Annotated in this window: 17 protein-coding genes; 13 read left to right on the top strand and 4 right to left on the bottom strand. The window is 71.6% G+C overall.

Going from position 1 to position 18,993, the window contains the following annotated elements; genetic code table 11:
- Positions 1-9: 9 nt before the first annotated feature.
- The 3 genes from KBX21_RS02220 to KBX21_RS02210 form a co-directional block, all read right to left on the bottom strand.
- Complete coding sequence (locus tag KBX21_RS02220) at positions 10-714, bottom strand: DUF3159 domain-containing protein (protein ID WP_210840862.1); 705 nt, start codon at positions 712-714, stop codon at positions 10-12.
- Between the two features lie 193 nt (positions 715-907).
- The gene (locus KBX21_RS02215; RefSeq protein WP_210840861.1) at positions 908-2,110 is read right to left on the bottom strand and encodes a helix-turn-helix domain-containing protein; all 1,203 of its coding nucleotides are present in this window, start codon (positions 2,108-2,110) and stop codon (positions 908-910) included.
- A 78-nt stretch (positions 2,111-2,188) separates the two neighbouring features.
- Positions 2,189-2,974 (bottom strand): hypothetical protein, encoded by a 786-nt coding sequence (locus KBX21_RS02210; protein ID WP_210840860.1) that lies wholly within the window; start codon positions 2,972-2,974, stop codon positions 2,189-2,191.
- Between the two features lie 185 nt (positions 2,975-3,159).
- On the opposite strand from KBX21_RS02210, the gene KBX21_RS02205 reads away from it, so the two are divergent.
- The 13 genes from KBX21_RS02205 (at position 3,160) to KBX21_RS02145 (ending at position 16,511) form a co-directional block, all read left to right on the top strand.
- Positions 3,160-4,263 carry a sugar diacid recognition domain-containing protein gene (locus tag KBX21_RS02205; RefSeq protein ID WP_210840859.1) on the top strand — a complete coding sequence of 368 codons (1,104 nt, stop codon included), beginning with the start codon at positions 3,160-3,162 and terminating at the stop codon, positions 4,261-4,263.
- A 52-nt stretch (positions 4,264-4,315) separates the two neighbouring features.
- Positions 4,316-5,566 (top strand): glycerate kinase, encoded by a 1,251-nt coding sequence (locus tag KBX21_RS02200; RefSeq protein WP_210840858.1) that lies wholly within the window; start codon positions 4,316-4,318, stop codon positions 5,564-5,566.
- Complete coding sequence (locus KBX21_RS02195) at positions 5,563-6,924, top strand: GntP family permease (protein WP_210840857.1); 1,362 nt, start codon at positions 5,563-5,565, stop codon at positions 6,922-6,924. The genes KBX21_RS02200 and KBX21_RS02195 overlap by 4 nt, the downstream gene beginning before the upstream one ends.
- Before the next feature lie 146 nt (positions 6,925-7,070).
- A complete protein-coding gene (locus tag KBX21_RS02190) occupies positions 7,071-7,586 on the top strand; it encodes a DinB family protein (RefSeq protein ID WP_017542722.1) in 516 nt (171 codons plus the stop codon).
- 170 nt (positions 7,587-7,756) lie between these two features.
- The gene (locus KBX21_RS02185; protein ID WP_049573682.1) at positions 7,757-8,008 is read left to right on the top strand and encodes a DUF2795 domain-containing protein; all 252 of its coding nucleotides are present in this window, start codon (positions 7,757-7,759) and stop codon (positions 8,006-8,008) included.
- A 159-nt stretch (positions 8,009-8,167) separates the two neighbouring features.
- Positions 8,168-9,160 (top strand): siderophore ABC transporter substrate-binding protein, encoded by a 993-nt coding sequence (locus tag KBX21_RS02180; RefSeq protein WP_049573679.1) that lies wholly within the window; start codon positions 8,168-8,170, stop codon positions 9,158-9,160.
- 85 nt (positions 9,161-9,245) lie between these two features.
- Positions 9,246-10,241, top strand: coding sequence for an ABC transporter permease (locus tag KBX21_RS02175; RefSeq protein ID WP_210840856.1), 996 nt, complete (start codon positions 9,246-9,248; stop codon positions 10,239-10,241).
- The gene (locus KBX21_RS02170) at positions 10,234-11,259 is read left to right on the top strand and encodes an iron chelate uptake ABC transporter family permease subunit (protein WP_017542718.1); all 1,026 of its coding nucleotides are present in this window, start codon (positions 10,234-10,236) and stop codon (positions 11,257-11,259) included. The genes KBX21_RS02175 and KBX21_RS02170 overlap by 8 nt, the downstream gene beginning before the upstream one ends.
- Complete coding sequence (locus KBX21_RS02165) at positions 11,256-12,011, top strand: ABC transporter ATP-binding protein (RefSeq protein ID WP_017542717.1); 756 nt, start codon at positions 11,256-11,258, stop codon at positions 12,009-12,011. The genes KBX21_RS02170 and KBX21_RS02165 overlap by 4 nt, the downstream gene beginning before the upstream one ends.
- Positions 12,012-12,032: 21 nt before the next feature.
- The gene (locus tag KBX21_RS02160; RefSeq protein WP_210840855.1) at positions 12,033-12,941 is read left to right on the top strand and encodes an aminoglycoside phosphotransferase family protein; all 909 of its coding nucleotides are present in this window, start codon (positions 12,033-12,035) and stop codon (positions 12,939-12,941) included.
- 100 nt (positions 12,942-13,041) lie between these two features.
- The gene (locus KBX21_RS02155) at positions 13,042-14,544 is read left to right on the top strand and encodes a CdaR family transcriptional regulator (protein ID WP_210840854.1); all 1,503 of its coding nucleotides are present in this window, start codon (positions 13,042-13,044) and stop codon (positions 14,542-14,544) included.
- Positions 14,545-14,772: 228 nt separating this feature from the next.
- Positions 14,773-16,110, top strand: coding sequence for an MFS transporter (locus KBX21_RS02150; protein WP_210840853.1), 1,338 nt, complete (start codon positions 14,773-14,775; stop codon positions 16,108-16,110).
- Positions 16,111-16,214: 104 nt separating this feature from the next.
- A complete protein-coding gene (locus KBX21_RS02145; protein WP_017542713.1) occupies positions 16,215-16,511 on the top strand; it encodes a DUF4287 domain-containing protein in 297 nt (98 codons plus the stop codon).
- A gap of 5 nt (positions 16,512-16,516) precedes the next feature.
- On the opposite strand, the gene KBX21_RS02140 is transcribed toward KBX21_RS02145, so the two are convergent.
- Positions 16,517-18,970 (bottom strand): PEP/pyruvate-binding domain-containing protein, encoded by a 2,454-nt coding sequence (locus KBX21_RS02140; protein WP_210840852.1) that lies wholly within the window; start codon positions 18,968-18,970, stop codon positions 16,517-16,519.
- Between the last annotated feature and the right edge of the window lie 23 nt (positions 18,971-18,993).

Here is an 18,993-nt window from a genome sequence, read left to right as displayed (position 1 = left end):
CGTGTCCGCTCAGGCCCGCGTCCCGGCGTCGTCGGTGGCGGGGCGCATCCGCCGGGTGGAGCGGCGGAACGCCCACACGACCGCGACGGCGGCCAGCGCCGTCAGCGGGAAACCCGTCACCGTGTCGGCGATCGCGAGCCCGGTCGTGGAGTCGGCGACGTAGAGCCACTGCCGCACGGCGAACCGGCCGGCGAACATGAGCGTCAGCCCGAGGGTGGCGAGGTCGTGCACGAGCAGCGTGGGCCGGTCCTCGCGCCAGGCGTTGGCGCCCCCGTGGACGGCGTTCCAGATGACCCCGGTCAGCGGTCGGCGAAGGACCAGCGAGACGAACAGGACGACCGCCCCGGCCAGGGACGCCCAGATGCCGATCAGGAAGAAGTCGTTGGCCGATCCGGTCGCGGCGGCCACGCCCCCGGCCGCGGCGACGCCGAAGACCCCGCCCAGCGCGGACATCAGCTTCTCGCCGCGCCACATGCGGAACACGGCCAGCGCCACGGCGACGGCGACCGCGCCGCCGATCGCGGCCGTCAGGGAGAGGAAGGGGACGGTCAGCGCGAAGACCACGACCGGCAGGACGGAGTACAGCATCCCGATCGGGCCGCCGATCCCCTTCAGCATCTCCTGCTTGATGTCGACGGGCGGTTCGGTGGGGGTATTCGCCCCGGCGGTGCCGGAGGTGGTCTCGACGGTGCTGTCGGTGGCGAGCGGTGCCATGTGGTTCCTCTCGTTGGTGTCCGGAAGGCCGGTACCGGGGGGCGTGGGCCCCGGGGGTTCGGTGCCGACCAGCTCGTCCACACTCAGGATTCACCGTTTTCCGGACGGCCAACAGTGACGGAGTGTCATGAGTTGGCGCCACGAATGTCATGGGTGGGTGGTGACACGGCGCGGCCACCCGCCGACCCCGGGCTCACTCCGGGTCGGTGAGGAGGTCCGTGTGGGCCGAGGCGTTGCCCAGGGAGCGGAGCAGCTCCCCGACCAGTCGGTCGGTGGCGCTGCCGGGCTTCTCCAGTTCCAGCTTCGGCACCCGGGTGACCTGCTCGTAGCGCTCGGCGTCGTACTCCGAGCCCGGTGAGGAGCCGCGCTCCCCGTTCCACGAGGACATCCCGTGGGTGTTGGTGACCGCCACTCCCACGTCCCAGCTGCCGCCGTATCCGGCGTCCTCGGACAGGCTGGCGACCAGGTCCAGGAAGGCCCGGACCCGGAAGGCCAGGGTGCCGTCGAAGAACAGGTACCGGCCCTCGAGCCGGTCCGCCGCCCGCCCGCAGTACAGGGACACCTCGCCGCGTTCACGGACGACGAAGCGCAGGTCCCGCTCCTCCAGCACCACCACCGACGACGTGGACAGCTGGCTCGCGATCCCCACGCCGCCCGCGGTGCGAAAGCCCGAGACGAGCTCCCCGAAGACCGGTGACACCCGCGCGGCCGCACCGGCCCGCTCCCTGGTCCGCCGCGAGACCCCGTCGCGGACCAGGTCGAACAGCAGCGGCCGGGCGTCCTCGGCGGCGGTCCAGGCCTTGAACATCCCGGGGATGCGCCGTGAGGGCAGCGCGACCACGTGCAGGTGCGCCAACGCGCCCTCCGGGAACGGGTCCTTCTCCACCTGTTCGCGCAGCGCGGTGCGCACCACGTCCAGCGAGGTGTCCCTGGCCCGGATGAGCCGTTCGACCTCGGTGTCGGGCAGGCGCCGCTTCTCCCTGTCGCCGCGCCCGTAGTACGCGCCGCCCGCCATGTGCGGGGCGAGCGGGGAGGCGGGTACCTCGATGAGCAGGTACCCGTGGCCGGGCAGCTCGCTCTCCAGCCACTCCACCGACACCTGGAGCGGCGGGTCGCAGGAGGAGGCGGCGATCCGGGCCGGGGTCTCCAGGATCTGGTCGACCCACTCGACCGGGGCCAGCTCGAACCGTCCCTCGGCCTTGACCTCCCGCACGCCGACCACGATCAGCCCGCCGTCGATCGCGAAGGACGCCATGTCCTTGGCCTGGTCCTTGGAACCGCGCAGCTGCTGTTTGGCCTCGCGTTTGGGGGTCTCGGTGAACGCGCCCTCGTTCAGGGCCGCCTCGAGTTCGGCTTCGCTGGAGGGACGCCATGTCGGGGGCAGGACTCGATCCATGTCCGCATCATGCCCACTCTCACCGGGAACCCCGCACGACTTCGCGAATCAGGTCCGAGGAGGTCCCTGCTCGACCGGTCAGCTCCCCCTGACGACGGCGGTGTCGGCGGAGTCGGCGGAGTCGGTGAGGGCGGCGAGGAGCCGCTCGGACACCGCCCACCGCTGGGACGAGGGGCCGAAGGTCTCGGCCCGGTGCCGCAGCACGAGCCGCCTGACCTCCTCGCGCTCCTCCGGGGTGAGGCCGGGAGCCATCTCGGTCATGACACCCATGCTGTGGTTCTGCTCGAACGCGCTCGTCGCGCCGTCGAAGGCCTCCCTCAGGGCGGGGAGGTCACGGATATCGGGGCGCTCCCGCATGGCCGCCAGACCGACCACCCGGGTCTCGGCGTCCTCCGACCGCAGCCACTCGCGCACCTCCTCCATCGTGAGGGGGCGCTCCGACGTCGCCCGCCGCGCGCGCCGCATGAAGTCCTCCAGGTGGCGTGCACGCTCCGCACCCGGCTCCATCAGCCTGCGCGTCCACCGGTACTCCTCCGCCAGCGGCGCCAGCAGTTCCCGGGACCGCGCGCGCTCCTGGGAGGCCGTCGCCATGTCCCCACGGCGTTCGGCGGCGTCGGCCCTGCGCTGGTGCTCCTCGGCCCGGAGCAACAGCTTCGTCCCGCCCACCTCCACCCCCTGGATCCGGTGTTCGAAGAAGGGGAAGAGCATGAGCACCGCGCCGACGACCAGCAGGGCCACCGTCCCCAGCCCGTTGTCGCTGACGAACACCGCGACGGCGCCCGCCACGAACCCGACGATCCCCAGGGCGGACGCGCCCCAGCGCACCCAGCGGGACAGGCGCGGGGACAGGGGTTCTGCGGGCATGGGGCAACCTGCTCTCTCCCGGCCGGGGGAACGTCCCGCACGCGGTGGGGCCGGTCCGGTTCCCCGCATGTCGTCGGAAACCCCCTGAGGGCAGGGCTTCGCGCGCCATCGTAGCGAGAGCGGACCAACCGGTGGAAGGGGTCGCGTACGGGGTGTTCGGGACCCGCGCCGTTAGGGTGGCAGGCATGACCGAAGACCGTCGGCGGGCGCCGCTGAGCAGCGAACTCGCGCAACGGGTGGTCGACCTCATCGCACCGACCATCAGCCACAACATCAACGTGATGGACGAGCACGGCACGATCATCGCGTGCATGGACCCCTCACGGGTCGGCAGCCTCCACCACGGGGCCCAGCGGGTCATCGCCGAGCGGCGCAGCGTGCTGGTGACGGTCCCCGAGCCGGGGACCTCCGACCGTCCCGGGGCCAACGAACCGCTGGTGATCGACGGTGAGCTGCGGGGGGTCGTCGGGGTCACCGGCAACCCCCGGGAGGTCGAGGACCTGGCCCGGGTGGTCGCGCTCACCGTCCAGCTGCTCATCGCCCAGGAGTACGAGCAGGACGCGGTGAGCAGGCGGCACACCGAGGGCCGCGACCTCGTGGCGGCGCTGAGCTCGGGCACGACCCGCTCGGACGACGCCCGGGCGCGGCTGACCGCCTCCGGGCTCCCGGCGCCGTGGTCGCTGGCCCTGTGGGCGTCCGCCTCGCCGAGGCCGGGTGGCGGGGTCGCTCCCCCGCAGCTGGCGGAGGCCGCCGCCGCCAAGGTGAACGCCAACAGCGGACGCCGGGCCGCCGTCCTGCACGGGGCGCTCTGGATCATCGGCACCGGCCGCCTCCCGGCCGCCGACTCCCTGGAGCTGCCCAGGGACAGCCGCCACACGCGCACACCGCCCACCGACGACGTGGACGCGCTGATGGCCCACGCCGAGGAGTCGCGCGCGCTGTGCCGGTACGCGGGACTGATCCCCAGCATCGAACGCCCCGGCCCGTGGTCGCGGGAGATCGCCGTGTCCGTGGCCCACCTGTCCCGGCGGACCCTCACCCGCATGACCGCCCGGACCGCGCCCCTCAGCGCGGCGCAGCGCCGGACCGTCGCCGCGATGGCCTCGTCCGTGTCCATGCGCGAGGCCGCCGACTCCGTCTTCGTGCACCGGAACACACTGCTCCAGCGCGTGGACCGCATCCGGGAGGAGACCGGCCTGGACGTCCGGCGGCCGGAGGACCTCACCACAGTGCACATGTGCCTGTACGCGGAGGCGGCACTGGGCGTTTCGCCCATAGTTCCGGGATAAAGCCGCAGGAAGACTGGGCGCTACACCGTCGTAATGCACCGAACCGAATTCTATGATCTCGCTCATGTCCACCGAGTTGCATGCGCATGACGAGAGCGTTGACGCGCCCCCCACCGTCCGGGTCGTGGTGATCCCCGATTCCTTCAAGGGGAGCGCCTCCGCCGTCGAGGTCGCCGAGGCCATGGCCCACGGGGCCCGCGACGCCTACGCCGACCGCGGCCTGCCCGTGTCCGTCGACACCCTGCCCTTCGCCGACGGCGGCGAGGGAACCCTCGACGCCCTGCTCGGCGCCTGGGGCACGGAACCCCTCACGGTGGACACCACCGACGCCCTCGGCCGCCCCACCCGGGCCCGCTTCGGTATCTCGCCGGACGGCGCCACGGGCGTCATCGAGGCCGCCGAGGCCAACGGTCTGCCCGGCGTCGCCGACCTCCCCCTCCAGGCGCGCACCGCCAGCAGCCGCGGGGTCGGACGCCTGGTCACCGAGCTCCTGGACCGGGGCGTGGTGGAGATCCTGCTGTGCATCGGCGGTTCGGCCTCCACTGACGGCGGCACCGGCATGTTCAGCGCGCTCGGAGTGCGCTTCCTCGCCGAGGACGGCTCAGAACTCCCCGACGGGGGCGGCCGCCTCGGTGACCTCGCCTCCCTCGACCTGGACCACCTGGACCCGCGCGCCCGTTCCGTCCGCTGGCGGGTGGCGTGCGACGTCACCAACCCGCTGGTCGGCCCTCGGGGCGCCGCCGCCGTCTTCGGCCCGCAGAAGGGCGCCGACCCCGAGGACGTGCGCGTCCTCGACGCGGGCCTGGACCGGCTGGCCGACGTCCTCGACAAGAGCACCGGCGCCGACCTGCGCGACGTACCCGGTATGGGCGCGGCGGGCGGCATGCCCGTCACGCTCACGGCCCTGCTCGGGGCCGAGGTCCTGCCAGGTTCACAGATGGTCGCCGAGGTCCTGGGCGCCGAGGAGCTGCTCTCCCGCGCCGACCTCGTGCTCACCGGCGAGGGCCGCTTCGACAGCCAGTCCCTGGGTGGGAAGGTCGTCGACGCGGTCCGCCGCCTCACCCCCGAAAACGTGCCCGTCGTGGTGATCGCCGGAAGTGTGTCCGTCGGCCCCGACGAGCTCCGCCGCTCCGGGATCACGGCGGCGTTCTCCATCGCCCAGGGCCCCCGGACCCTGGACGAGTTGCGGGACGAGGCCGTCTCCGCCATCACCTGGACAGCGTTCAACTGCTGTCGGATCCTCCCTCACCATCCAGGCCGGACTGACCCGGTGCCGGCCAGCCCTAAGGAACGACTTCCGTGATCAACCTCGCCATCCTCATCGTGCTCGTGGTGGGCATCGTGCTCGCCACCGCCCGGTGGAAGATCAGCCCCTTCCTCGCACTCATGGGCGCCGCCGTCCTGGGTGCCTTCATGTACCAGCTGCCGCTGGCCGAGATCGTTCCGACCATCACCGAGTCGTTCGGTGGCACCCTCGGCAACATCGGTCTGGTCATCCTCTTCGGCACGATGATCGGCGTGATCCTGGAGCGCTCCGGCGCCGCGATCGCGATGGCCGAGGGCCTGATCAGGATCCTCGGCACCCGGTTCCCGAACCTGACGATGTCCCTCATCGGCTACATCGTCTCCATCCCGGTGTTCTGTGACTCCGGGTACGTCATCCTGAACTCGCTGCGCAAGGCCATCACCGTGCGTACCGGGGTGTCCGCCCTGGCCACCTCGATCGCGCTGATGACCGGTCTGTACGCCACGCACACCCTGGTCCCGCCGACCCCGGGCCCGCTGGCCGCCGCCGAGAACCTCGGTGTCACCAGCAACCTCGGCATGATCATCGCCATCGGTCTGCCGGTCGCCGCTGTGGCCGCCATCGCCGGTCTGATCTTCGCGAGCCTGCACTCCCGCAAGGAGTTCACGCCGCTGCCCGCCGAGACCGAGACCGACATCTCCGGGCAGTCCTACGAGGAGCTGCGCGCGAGCTACGGCCGCCTGCCCAACGGCTTCCTGGCCTTCTTCCCGATCCTGCTCCCGCTGGTGCTCATCTGCGTCGGCTCGGTCGTGAAGCTGCCGTCGCAGCCCATCGGCGACGGGACGCTGTTCGAGGTCATCGCGTTCATCGGCACGCCGGTCATCGCGCTCGCCCTCGGCCTGCTCTCCTCCGTGCTGCTGCTGCGCGGCCACGGCAAGCTCGCCCGGTTCAACGAGCAGATCCACGACTCGGTCCGCCTCGCCGGTCCGATCCTGCTCATCACGGGTGCGGGTGCCGCCTTCGGTGGCGTGCTGGCCGCGTCCCCGCTGACCGAGTTCCTGTCGGAGAACCTGAGCAACCTGGGCCTCGGCCTCGCGGTGCCGTTCCTGATCGCGGCGGCGCTCAAGACCGCGCAGGGTTCCTCGACGGTGGCGATCGTGAGCACGTCCGCGATGCTCGCCCCCATGCTCGGTTCGCTGGGCCTGGACTCGACGGAGGGCATGGTCCTCTCGGTGCTGGCGATCGGTGCCGGCGCGATGGTCGTCTCGCACGCCAACGACTCCTACTTCTGGGTCGTCTCGCAGCTGAGCCGCATCCCGGTCGCGACCGCGTACCGGACGCTCACCCTGGCCACCGCCATCGAGGGTGTCGCCGCGTTCGTCACCATCTGGGTGATCAGCCTGTTCCTGCTGTAGACCGCCACGGGCGGAGCTGACCGGGTGCAGGCGGTCAGACCGCGAGGGGCCCGGGAGGACGAGAGACACCGTCCGCCCGGGCCCTGTGCGCGCCACCGACGGGAAAAGGAGTGTGCCCCCGGTGACGGGTGTGACAGGTTGGGCGCATGCCTGACTATCGCCGCGACCTTCTGCGCGACCAGTACGACCTGACCTGGGCGCTCTTCGAGTACCACCTGGAGCGCCTCGAACCCGAGGACTTCCTCTGGGAGCCCGCCGAACTCTGCTGGACGCTGCGCCGTGGCCCCGGCGGCGTGTGGACCCCGGACTGGGCCGACAGCGAGCCCGACCCCGTACCGGTACCCACCATCGCCTGGCTGACCTGGCACATCGGCTGGTGGTGGACGGTCACCCTCGACCACACCCTGGGGCGCACCCCGCAGGACCGCGCCGAGATCCGGTGGCCGGGCGAGGAGGGGGCCGCGGACTGGCTGCGCGGCATGGGCCTGGACTGGGTCGAGGCGCTGTCCGAGATGGACCTGGACCGGCCCGCCTCCTTCCCCTGGCAGGGAGCGGACGGCAAGACCAACGCGCACACCGCCGCGTGGGTCAACAGCGAGCTGATGAAGAACGTGTCCGAGGTGGGCCAGCTCCGCCTGCTCCGGGCCGCCTCGCGCCGCTAGCGGACCGCCGGAGCCTCCCCGATGACGGCGTCCGCCGAGCTCAGGGGGAGGACGCCCGACCCGGCCCACGGTTGGGGCCCCGCGCCGCCGGGTAGCCCCACAGGTGTCCGAGCAGGTCGGAGTGGCCGCTCCTCCGAGGCGGAGGCGCGGCGGTCTCGGGGGGACGAACAATGGGTGTCGAACGCGGTCTCGACGGACTCCGGAGGGTCCTGGACGGGCTCGGGTTTCCCGTGACCCGGGACGAGGCGGTCGCGGCGGCCCTGGACGCGGGCGCCGACGAGGAGATCGTGAGCGCCCTGAGGTCCATGCCCGACGCCGAGTACAACGAGCCCAAGGAGATCCTGGGCGCCGTGCCGCTGCCCGAGCGCGAGCCGGGCTCGCACACCGAGTCGGCGCGGGCGCGGGAGCGCGGCCAGCACTGAGCGCGGAGGACACCGCCCCTCCCGGGGCGGGCCCGCAGGAAACCGCAGGTCAAGGGCACGTCACACTGAGGTCAAACTCTCAAAGGGGACACCCACGCACATATCCGACAGAGGTTAGGTTAGGCTCTCCTTCATCCCTAGCCCTGGAGGAGAACCACCATGAAGTCCCCCGGCCGCCCCGTCACGGCACTCTCACTCATTCTGGCGTCCTCGCTGGTCATCGCGGGTTGCTCCGCGGGGACCCAGGACGCCGACGACTCCTCCGCCGCCGGGGGCGCCACGGTCGAGGTCGAGGACAACAACGGCACCCAGACCGTGAACTCCCCCGCCACGTCCGTGGTCGCCCTCGACAACCGGACCTTCGAGACCCTCTCCGACTGGGACGTGGAGCTGTCCGCCGCCGCCGTGTCGCTCATGCCCGACACCATCGGCTACACGCAGGACGACTCCATCATCGACATCGGCACGCACAACGAGCCCGACCTCGAGGCGATCGTCGCCGCCGAGCCGGACCTCGTCGTCAACGGCCAGCGGTTCACCCAGTACCAGGACGACATCACCTCGCTGGTCCCCGACGCCGCCGTCCTGGACCTCGACCCGCGCGAGGACGAGCCCTTCGACGCCGAGCTCAGGCGCCAGGTCACCGTGCTCGGCGAGGTCTTCGACAAGCAGGACGAGGCCGCCCAGCTCGTCGACGACCTCGACGCCGCCATCGAGCGGGTCCAGGACGCCTACGACGAGGACGACACCGTCATGGCCGTCACCACCTCCGGCGGCGAGATCGGCTACCTGGCGCCCGGCGTCGGCCGCACCCTCGGCCCGGCCTTCGACATCCTCGGACTCACCCCGGCCCTCGAGGTCGACGGCGCCAGCGACGACCACCAGGGCGACGACATCTCCGTCGAGGCCATCGCCGACTCGAACCCCGACTGGATCCTCGTGATGGACCGCGACGCCGCCGTCGCCGCAGACGAGGCCGGTTACGAGACCGCCGAGAACATCCTGTCCAGCTCCGAGGCGCTCTCCGGGGTGACCGCCGTCAAGGACGAGCAGATCATCCACATGCCCGTGGACACCTACACCAACGAGGGCATCCAGACCTACACCGAGTTCTTCGACGCGTTCGCCGACGCGCTGGAGGCCAGGGCTTGATCCCGCTCGACCCCGGGGCACGCGCCGACGCGAGTGTCGGCGTGTGCCCCCGTGTGAGGCACCGTCGCACCGGGGGTGACCGGGTGTGACTCCCGCGACCCCGTCCCCGTCCCTGTCGCGCGCACGGAACAAGGGGCGGCTGTTCGACTGGAAGCTGCTCGTCGGTGTCGCCGTCGTGGGCGCCCTCCTCGCGCTGTCCCTGGCCACCGGTGTGTACGACGTCCGAGGCGCCGACGACGGCGGCGAGATGTTCGCGATCACCCGGATCCCGCGCACCGTCGGCCTCGTCCTCGCGGGCGCCGCCATGGCCATGTCCGGTCTGGTCATGCAGCTGCTGACCCAGAACCGCTTCGTGGAGCCGACCACCACCGGCACCACCGAGTGGGCCGGTCTGGGCCTGCTCACCGTGATGATCCTGATGCCGGGCGCGAGTATCGGCACCCGCATGGCCGGGGCCGTGCTGGCGGCGTTCGTCGGCACGATGGTGTTCTTCCTGTTCCTGCGCCGCGTCACCCTGCGCTCGTCCCTGATCGTCCCGATCGTGGGCATCATGCTCGGAGCCGTCGTCAGCTCGGTGTCGACCTTCGTCGCGCTCCGGACCGACATGCTCCAGAACCTGGGCGTGTGGTTCGCGGGCAGTTTCACGTCGGTCCTGCGCGGCCAGTACGAGCCCCTGTGGATCGTGGCCGTCGTGGCCGTCGCGGTCTTCGTCGTCGCCGACCGCTTCACCGTGGCCGGTCTGGGCGAGGAGATCTCCACCAACGTCGGCCTGAACTACAACCGGGTCATCCTGCTGGGAACCACCCTCATCGCGGTGGCGACCGGCGTGGTGACCGTGGTGGTGGGGAACCTGCCGTTCCTCGGGCTCATCGTCCCCAACGTCGTCTCGATGTTCCGGGGCGACGACCTGCGCGGGAACCTGCCGTGGGTGTGCCTGCTCGGGATCGGCATCGTCACGGTGTGCGACCTGGTCGGTCGGACCATCATCATGCCCTTCGAGGTGCCCGTGTCCCTCATCCTCGGGGTCGTCGGCGCCTTCGTGTTCATCCTTCTCCTGTTGAGGCAGCGTCGCCGTGGCTGAGTCGACCGTTCTCCGGGAGCGCACCTCCCGGACCCTGCCCACACCGCGCGCCCGCCTCCGCTACCGGATCATCGTCTCCGTCCTCGTGGTCCTCGCCGTCGGCTTCACCTTCGGCCTGCTGGCCTGGGACAACCCGATGCCGGTCGGCTCGGACGGGTTCTGGCGCATCGCCGAGATGCGCGCCACCAACGTGGTGGTCATGGCCGTGGTGGCGATCTGCCAGGCCATCGCCACGGTGAGCTTCCAGACCGTGACCAACAACCGGATCATCACCCCGTCGATCATGGGGTTCGAGGCGCTGTACGTCGCGGTCCAGACCTCGGCCGTGTACTTCCTCGGCGTCGCGGGCGTCCTCGCCGTCAAGGGTCTGCCGCAGTTCGTGCTCCAGATCGCGCTGATGGTCGGCTTCGCGATGCTGCTGTACGGCTGGCTGCTGTCCGGCCGGTACGGCAACCTCCAGGTGATGCTGCTGATCGGCATCATCATCGGCGGCGGCCTGGCGTCGGTCTCCACCTTCATGCAGCGCCTGCTCACCCCCAGCGAGTTCGACGTGCTGGCCGCGCGGCTGTTCGGCAACGTCTCCAACGCCGACGCCTCGTACCTGCCGGTCGCGATCCCGCTGTGCCTGGTGGCCGCGACCCTGCTGGTGCTGAGTTCGCGACGCCTGAACATCGTGGCGCTGGGCCGGGACGCGAGCACCGGGCTCGGCCTGAACCACCGGCGCGAGACCATGCGGGTGCTCTTCCTGGTGTCGGTGCTCATGGCGGTCTCCACCGCCCTCGTGGGGCCGATGACCTTCCTCGGCTTCCTCGTCGCGACCCTGGCCTACCAGTTCGCCGACACGTACGACCACCGGTACGTGTTCCCGGTCGCCGCGCTGACCTGCTTCGTCGTGCTCAGTGGCGCCTACTTCGTCATGCGGAACATCTTCTACGCCAACGGGGTGGTCTCGATCATCATCGAGTTCGTCGGCGGCCTGGTGTTCCTGTTCGTCATCCTCAGAAAGGGCCGACTGTGATCACCCTCGAAGGTGTGCGCAAGGACTACGGCGGCGAGGTCACGATCGGCCCCGTGGACCTGGAGATCCCCCGGGGCGGCGTGACCGCCCTGGTGGGCCCGAACGGCGCCGGGAAGTCGACCCTGCTGACCATGGTGGGGCGCCTGCTCGGCCTCGACGCGGGCACCATCGAGGTCGCCGGGTACGACGTGACGAGGACGCCCTCCAAGGACCTGGCCAAGGTCGTGTCGGTGCTGCGTCAGGAGAACCACTTCGTCACCCGGCTGACGGTGCGCCAGCTCGTCGCGTTCGGGCGCTTCCCCCACTCCAGGGGGCGCCTCACGGCCGCCGACGAGGAGTTCGTCAGCCGCTCGATCGACTTCCTGGACCTCACCGACCTGGAGCACCGTTACCTCGACCAGCTGTCGGGGGGCCAGCGCCAGCGCGCGTACGTGGCGATGGTGCTGTGCCAGGACACCGAGTACGTGCTGCTCGACGAGCCGCTGAACAACCTGGACATGCGCCATTCGGTGCAGATGATGAAGCACCTGCGCCGTGCGGCGGCCGAGCTCGACCGGACGATCGTGATCGTGCTGCACGACATCAACTTCGCGGGCCACTACGCGGATCACATCTGCGCGGTCAAGGACGGCACGGTCGTGGAGTTCGGCCCACCGGAGCGGATCATGACCGACGAGGTCCTCACGAAGGTGTTCGACACCCCGGTGACCGTCATCGAGGGACCCAACGGTCCGCTCGCGGTCTACTACTGAACCGTGTCCGATACTGGGGAGGTGAGCACCCCTCCGGCCGAAGTGACCGTCACCCCCGACCTCGTCCGCGAGCTCCTGCGGGAGCAGCACCCCGACCTCGCGGACCTTCCCGTCACCGCCGTCTCCAACGGCTGGGACAACTCCCTGTTCACCCTGGGGGAGAGCCTGTGCGCGCGAATGCCCAGGCGGGAGGCGGCGGCCCGGCTCGTGGTGAACGAGCAGCGGTGGCTGCCCCGGATCGCCGAGCGCGTGGGGGTCCCCGTCCCGGTTCCACTGCGGGTGGGCCGCCCCGGACACGGCTACCCGTGGCACTGGTCGGTCAACCCGTGGTTCGAGGGCCGCACCCTCGCCGAGATCCCGGTGGGCGAGCGCTCCGACCTGGTCGGACCCCTCGCTCTCTTCCTGTCACGGCTGCACGTGCCCGCACCCGGCGACTCCCCGCACAACCCGGTCCGCGGCGTGCCCCTGCGTGAGCGCGACTCCAGGGCGCGCGAACGCCTGGCCGCCAGTGCCGACCCGCGCGCTCCGGAGCTGCTCGCCCTGTGGGAGGAGCTGCTCCCGACCCCCGAGTGGACCGGTCCGGCGCTCTGGCTGCACGGCGACCCGCACCCCGCCAACCTCCTGGTCGGCTCGGCCGAACGCACCCGCGCCGATGGGCGCCTCGACCTCGTCGCGGTCCTGGACTTCGGCGACCTCACCTCCGGTGACCCCGCCTCCGACCTCGCCGTCGCCTGGCTGGCCTTCGGCCCCGGGGACCGCGCGCGCCTGCGCGCCGACCTGGACCACCTCAGCGGAGTGGACACCCACACCTGGGACCGGGCCCGCGCCTGGGCGCTCCTCTACTCGACCCTGCTGTGCGCCAGCGCTCCCGAACACCCGCTCCTGGGCGCCATCGGGGAGCACACGGTCACCCAGCTGCTGGACGCGTAGGGCGCCCACCGGCCCCGATCCGGGCGGGAGCCTGGTCAGAGCAGGTCCGGCGGAGGCGCACAATGGTCCGAAACCCACCCGGACCCGACAGGTGATGATCGTGAGCAGACCAGGACCGACCGTGAAGTCCCTGATGGAGGCGTTGGAGGGCCCGGTCCACGGGCTGGTCTCGGCGCCCCGGGGGCTGGACGCCCTGGTGCACTCCGTGGTGGTGGCCCACCCCGACGACCCGGTACCCCCGGGTTCCCTGATCGTCGCCCCGACCGGTGGCGCCGAGGCCGTCGCCCTCGCCGAGCGGGCCGTGCGCGGCGGGGCGAGCGCCGTCGCCGTGCCCGGAACCCCGGACGACGGGCTGCGCGACCTCGACCTCGCCGTGCTCTCCGTGGATCCCGCCCTGGCCGCCACCGAGTTCGCGGCCCTCGCACGGACCGCGCTGGACTCCTTCGACCCCGAGGACCGGCACAGGGACCTGTTCTCCCTCGCCCAGACCGTCGCGACCCTGACCGGCGGGATCGTGAGCATCGAGGACGGCGCGAACCGGGTGCTGGCCTACTCGGCCTCCCACGAGGGCGCCGACGAACTGCGCCAGCAGACCATCCTCGGCCGCGACTGTCCCTCGTCCTTCATCGCGCACCTGCGCGCATGGGGCGTGGACGAGCGCATCCGCGCCGGTGAGGTCGTCGAGGTCGCGGAACGCCCCGATCTCGGCGCCTCCCGCAGGAGGGTGGTGGGCATCCGGGCCGGAGACCGCCCGCTCGGCAGCATCTGGGTGCAGCAGGTCGAGCGGCCCCTGTCCCCCACCAGCGACCAGGTGCTCCGGGGCGCGGCACGTCTGGCCGCGGTCCACGTGTCACGTGTGAACAGCGGGTCCCGCGCCAGCGGCCACGACACCGGCGAGCTGTCCATGGGGTTGCTGACCGGCGCCTTCGACTCCGACGCGCTCGCCCGGCACCTGGGTGTCGACCCCGCCACCCCCGTCTCGGTGATCGCCCTGGCTCTGCGGGAGGAGGAGGTGGACCAGCCGTGGCGGCTCCACCAGGCCGCCGAGGTGGTCTCGGTGTACGCGGCGGCCTACCGCAGGAACGCCCTGGTCATCCCGGCCTGCGGGCTGCTCTACGTCCTGCTGCCCACGCCCTCCGGGCAGGCGCCGCTCACATGGGTGCGCGAGCTGGTGGCGATGCTGCGTCAGCACAACGGCACCCCGGTGCAGGGATCCGTGGCGGGGGTGGCGCCCCGGATGCGCGCGGTACCCGGGCTGAAGAAGCACGCGAGCCGGATCCTGGAGGTGATCTCCGACGACCCGGACCGGCTGGTCGCCGACTACGAGGAGACGCGTTCCTCGGTGGTGCTGCGGGAGGTGGTCGAGTACCTCGCGGAGCGCCCCCACCTGCGCGACGAGCGGCTGGACTCCCTCGACGACGACCAGCGCAGGTCCCTCTCGGCCTATCTGGACGCCTTCGGCGACGTGACCAGCGCCGCGACCGGTCTGCACGTCCACCCCAACACACTCCGGCACCGCATCCGGCGCATCTGCGCGCTCACCGGACTCGACCTGGACGACGCCGACCAGAGGCTCCTGGCATCGGTCAGCCTGAGGGTGTGACCCGGGCGCCGGGTCGCGGTCCGGCCGCTCCCGGGTCTCCCCCAGATCACGGCCCACCTGCTGCGATGCCCGTGCGCCCCCGGGTTGTCGCGGCCGACACCGCCCCGCCCGGCTTGTCGTCGGTTCGGACAACGGTGACGGGCGCCACCCGCTCCTAGGCTCCAGGCCGTACTCACGGGCCTAAGCCTCCCGCCCGTGGAACCCCCGTCCCTGTCTGGAGCCCCGTCCATGAGTCCCGAGAGCACGAGCGCGCCCGACGCGCAGCCCCGCCCGCCCAGGGCCAAGGTCCTGGTGGCCAGCCTGACCGGAAGCACGATCGAGTGGTTCGACTTCTTCCTCTACGGCACGGCCGCCGCCCTCGTCTTCAACAAGCTCTTCTTCCCCTCTGAAGACCCGCTCGTCTCGTTGATGCTGTCGTACCTGACCTTCTCGCTGACGTTCTTCATCCGACCGCTCGGCGGCGTCCTCTTCTCCCACATCGGTGACCGGATCGGCCGGAAGAAGACGCTCATCATCACGCTGTCCCTCATGGGCGGCGCGACGATGTTCATCGGGCTGCTGCCCACCTACGACAGCATCGGCGTCCTCGCCCCGATCCTGCTGATCTTCCTGCGGATCGTGCAGGGCCTGGGCATCGGCGGGGAGTGGGGCGGGGCACTGCTGCTCGCCTACGAGTACGCGCCGAAGAACCGGCGCGGCTTCTTCGGTTCCGTGCCCCAGATGGGCATCACCTCCGGCATGCTGCTGGCCAGCCTGGCGCTGACCCTCATGTCGCTGATGCCGGACGACCAGTTCGAGACGTGGGGCTGGCGCGTCCCGTTCGTGGCGAGCGTGCTCCTGGTGCTGCTGGGCCTGTGGATCCGCTCCGGGATCGACGAGACCCCCACCTTCCGCAAGGCCAAGGAGGAGGGGAACGTCGCCAAGCTGCCCGTCGCCGAGACCTTCCGCCACCACTGGCGGGCCGTGCTCGTCGCGGTGGGCGCGAAGATCGTGGAGACAGCGCCGTTCTACGTCTTCGGCACCTTCGTGGTCAGCTACGCGACCGGGACCCTGAGCTTCGACAACACGACCGCGCTCAACGCGGTGACCATCGGCGCGGTCGTGGCGACCGTGTGCATCCCGATCGCGGGCCGGCTCTCCGACACCTTCGGCCGCCAGCGCGTCTACCTGTTCGGCGCCGTCGCCCTCGGTCTGTTCACCGCGCCGTACTTCCTGATGCTGGGGACCGGCAGCAACCTCATGCTGATCCTGGCCACCGTGATCGGCCTGGGTGTGCTGTGGGCGCCCGTGACCGCCACCATCGGCACCCTGAGCTCGGAGATCTTCTCCACTCGCGTGCGCTACACGGGGGTGACCCTCGGCTACCAGATCGGCGCAGCCCTCGCGGGCGGCACCGCTCCGCTGATCGCGACCTGGCTGCTGTCCCGGTTCAACGACTCGTGGGTGCCGATCGCCGTGTACCTGAGCTTCACGGCGGTGCTCTCGATCGTCGCGGTGTCCTTCGCCCACCGGATCTCCGACGTGGAGGACCGTCACCTGCGCGGCGGGAAGGACTCCGAGGTCTGACGGCCCGGTGGAAGGGCGGCGCCCCGCACCGGCGCCGCCCTTCCACCGGAATGTCACACCCGGGTGTGAGCATGGGGTCCTGCCTTCCCTCCAGAGGAGATCCCATGTCCTTTCAGGCCTACCTGGACACCATCGAGGACCGGACCGGGCTGGTGCCGCGCGCACTCGTCGACATCGCCAAGGAGAAGGGGTACGACGACCCCTCGGTGAAGGCGGGCACCATCATCGCGTGGCTGGCCGCCGACTACGGCCTGGGCCGGGGCCACGCGATGGCCCTGGTGCACGTGATCAGGAAGGGGCCGACCATCGACGCCAAACACGTGGGCGCCTCCGGCAGCCACCGGGACGCCTCCACCGAACTCTGGCTCGACGGGAAGGCGACCAACCCGAACAGGACCTGACCCGGTCAGGGCTCGTCGACCACGTCCACCGTCCCGGCCGTGCCGTCGACCCGCAGCAGGTCACCGGTGCGGATCCTGGTGGTGGCGTCCCGAACGCAGATCACCGCGGGTATCCCGTACTCGCGGGCCACCGTGGGACCGTGCGCGATCGGCGAACCCGTCTCCGAGACCAGCCCGGCGGCGGTCATGAACAGCGGGGTCCAGCCCGGGTCGGTCGTGGGGGCCACGAGGATCTCGCCGGGTTCGATCCGGGCGCCGACCGGGTCGAGGACGACGCGAGCCCGTCCCTCGGCCCTGCCCGGCGCGGCGGGCGCCCCGGGCAGGCCGCCCCGCGCCACGGCCGGAGTCGGCAGTGCGGCCTCCACGTCGGTGCCGTCGGTCAACAGTGTCCCCGGCACCGAGCGCCTGCGCAGTTCTCGCTGGTGGAAGCGGCGGCGCTCGGCCACCAGGTCCCGCTGGTCGGTGCCTTCGCGCGCGGCGGCGCGGATCTCGTGCACCCGCAGGAAGAAGACGTCGTCGGCCCCGGCCAGCAGACCCTGGGCGACCAGGCCCTCCCCCGCGAGGAGGAGTTGGCGGCGCATCTCCGCGAACGGCACCAGCCATGCGAACTTCGCGTACTCCCGCATCCCCCCGAGCTCGCGCGAGCGGCGCATGAGGAAGGCGGCGACCGCGCCGCGCACCGGGCGTTCGTGCACGGCCCGGGACCCGAGCTCGGCGAGCCTGGTCACGGCGGCAGCACCGGCCCGCTCGAACCTGCGGTCCGGTGCCAGGTCCGGGTCCTCCAGGCGCAGGTAGTTGGCGACCGATCCGAACACCGGTGCGGGGTCCTCGCTCCACCGGGGCACGCCGATGTCCACCTCGCCCGCCGCCCGGTGTCCGTAGGAGTCCAGGAAGGCGTCCACTCCGACGTCCGGCAGCTCGCCGCGCAGGTACCGGGCGGCGAGCTCCTCCGAAGGCGTGCTGGCGAACAGGTCCCCGTGGGCGCGGGCGCGCTCGGCGATCCCCCACAGGTCCAGGTCCATCTCCGTGGTGACGTTGTGCGGCAGCCCGCCCAGCACGGTGTCGGTCTCCTCCTTGGTGGCCACTCCGTGGAGCAGGGCCGCCGGAGCCGTGGCGGTGACGATCCCGGCGAAGACCGGACCGATCACCTCCCGCAGGTCGCGGCCGAGCATGGCGTCGAAGGCGCTTCCGGTGACCCAGTCCAGCCGTCGCGCCGGGCTCGCCTCCACTCCCGGCCCGCGCAGCGCGCGCAGCCGGGCCACGGCCGCCTGGGCGCGGGCCCGGGCCGCTCGGGGCCGGGCCAGCGCGTACCCGACGCCGACCAGGGAGGGAAGGACGACGGCGGCGATCCGCAGGGCCGTGGAGGCGGAGAACGGCAGTCCGGGGCGGGGGGCGAAACGCGGGTCGCCGAGCACGTGCTCCACCGCCGCTCGTACCCGTGGTCCGTACACCTCCATGCCCGCGGGCAGTCTCCGACGGAGCGGAGCACTACGCAGGAAGGCGGACAGGTCGACGTACAGGCGGCTTCCGACGTCGACCATCAGGGGATCGGGATCGGCGGCGTCGGTGGCGGACCCCCTCCCCGACCACCAGCGGGTCCACACCCGCTGGAGCATGGACAGGCCGAGCGGGGTGAAGGGTCTGAGCATGCCCTGCATGTGCCCGATCTCCATGTAGAAGCGGGGCTGGTCGGGCAGGTCCTGCGGGGGCAGGGGGAAGAGGGCGGTGACGGGCCGGGACTGGAGCAACCACAGGGTGCCGTCGCGGTCGTGGGACCACTCGACGTCCTGCGGGGATCCGAAGAGCGCCTGGAGGCGTCGCCCGGTCGCTGCCAGTTCGAGGACCTGCCCCCGGGTGAGGCAGCCCTCGGACAGGTCGGGGACGCGTCCGTCATCGAGCGCGTAGTGGTCGGGTTCGACCGAGCCGTCCACGACCGCTGTGCCCGATCCGCGAACGGCGTCGACCACGGTCCGGGCCCGGGACCCGGTGAGCGGATCGGCGGTGAACATGACCCCGGCGGTGGCGGGGTCGACCATCCGCTGCACCACGACCGCCATGCGCACATCGGCCCGGTCGATGCCGTTGGCCCGCCGGTAGGAGACGGCGCGTTCGTTGTCGAGGGAGTCCCAGCAGCGCCGGACCGCGTCCACGACGGCGTCCGCGCCCTCGACGTCGAGGTAGGTGTCCTGTTGTCCGGCGAAGCTGGCGTCGGGCAGGTCCTCGGCGGTCGCGCTGGAGCGCACCGCGACCCTGCCCCCGCCCAGGGCCGCGTAGGCCCGGGCGACCCGCTCGGCGGGCACCGTTCCCGAGGCGTACGCGGCGGTCGTGACGCAGAACCCGGCGGGCACCCGCTCGCCGGCCGCCGCCATCTCGCCGAGGTTGGCGGCCTTGCCTCCCACGAGCGCGCCCATGCCCCGGCGGATCTCTTCCAGTGCGACGACGTCGTCCTGTTGGCCCATGCGGTGAGTCTTCCCCGAGCGGG

This window comes from Nocardiopsis sp. B62 (assembly GCF_018070675.1).
In the GTDB taxonomy this organism is placed as follows: Bacteria; Actinomycetota; Actinomycetes; order Streptosporangiales; family Streptosporangiaceae; genus Nocardiopsis; species Nocardiopsis prasina.
Note: the sequence above shows the minus strand (reverse complement) of the source record. Positions and strands in the feature narration are given on the sequence as shown.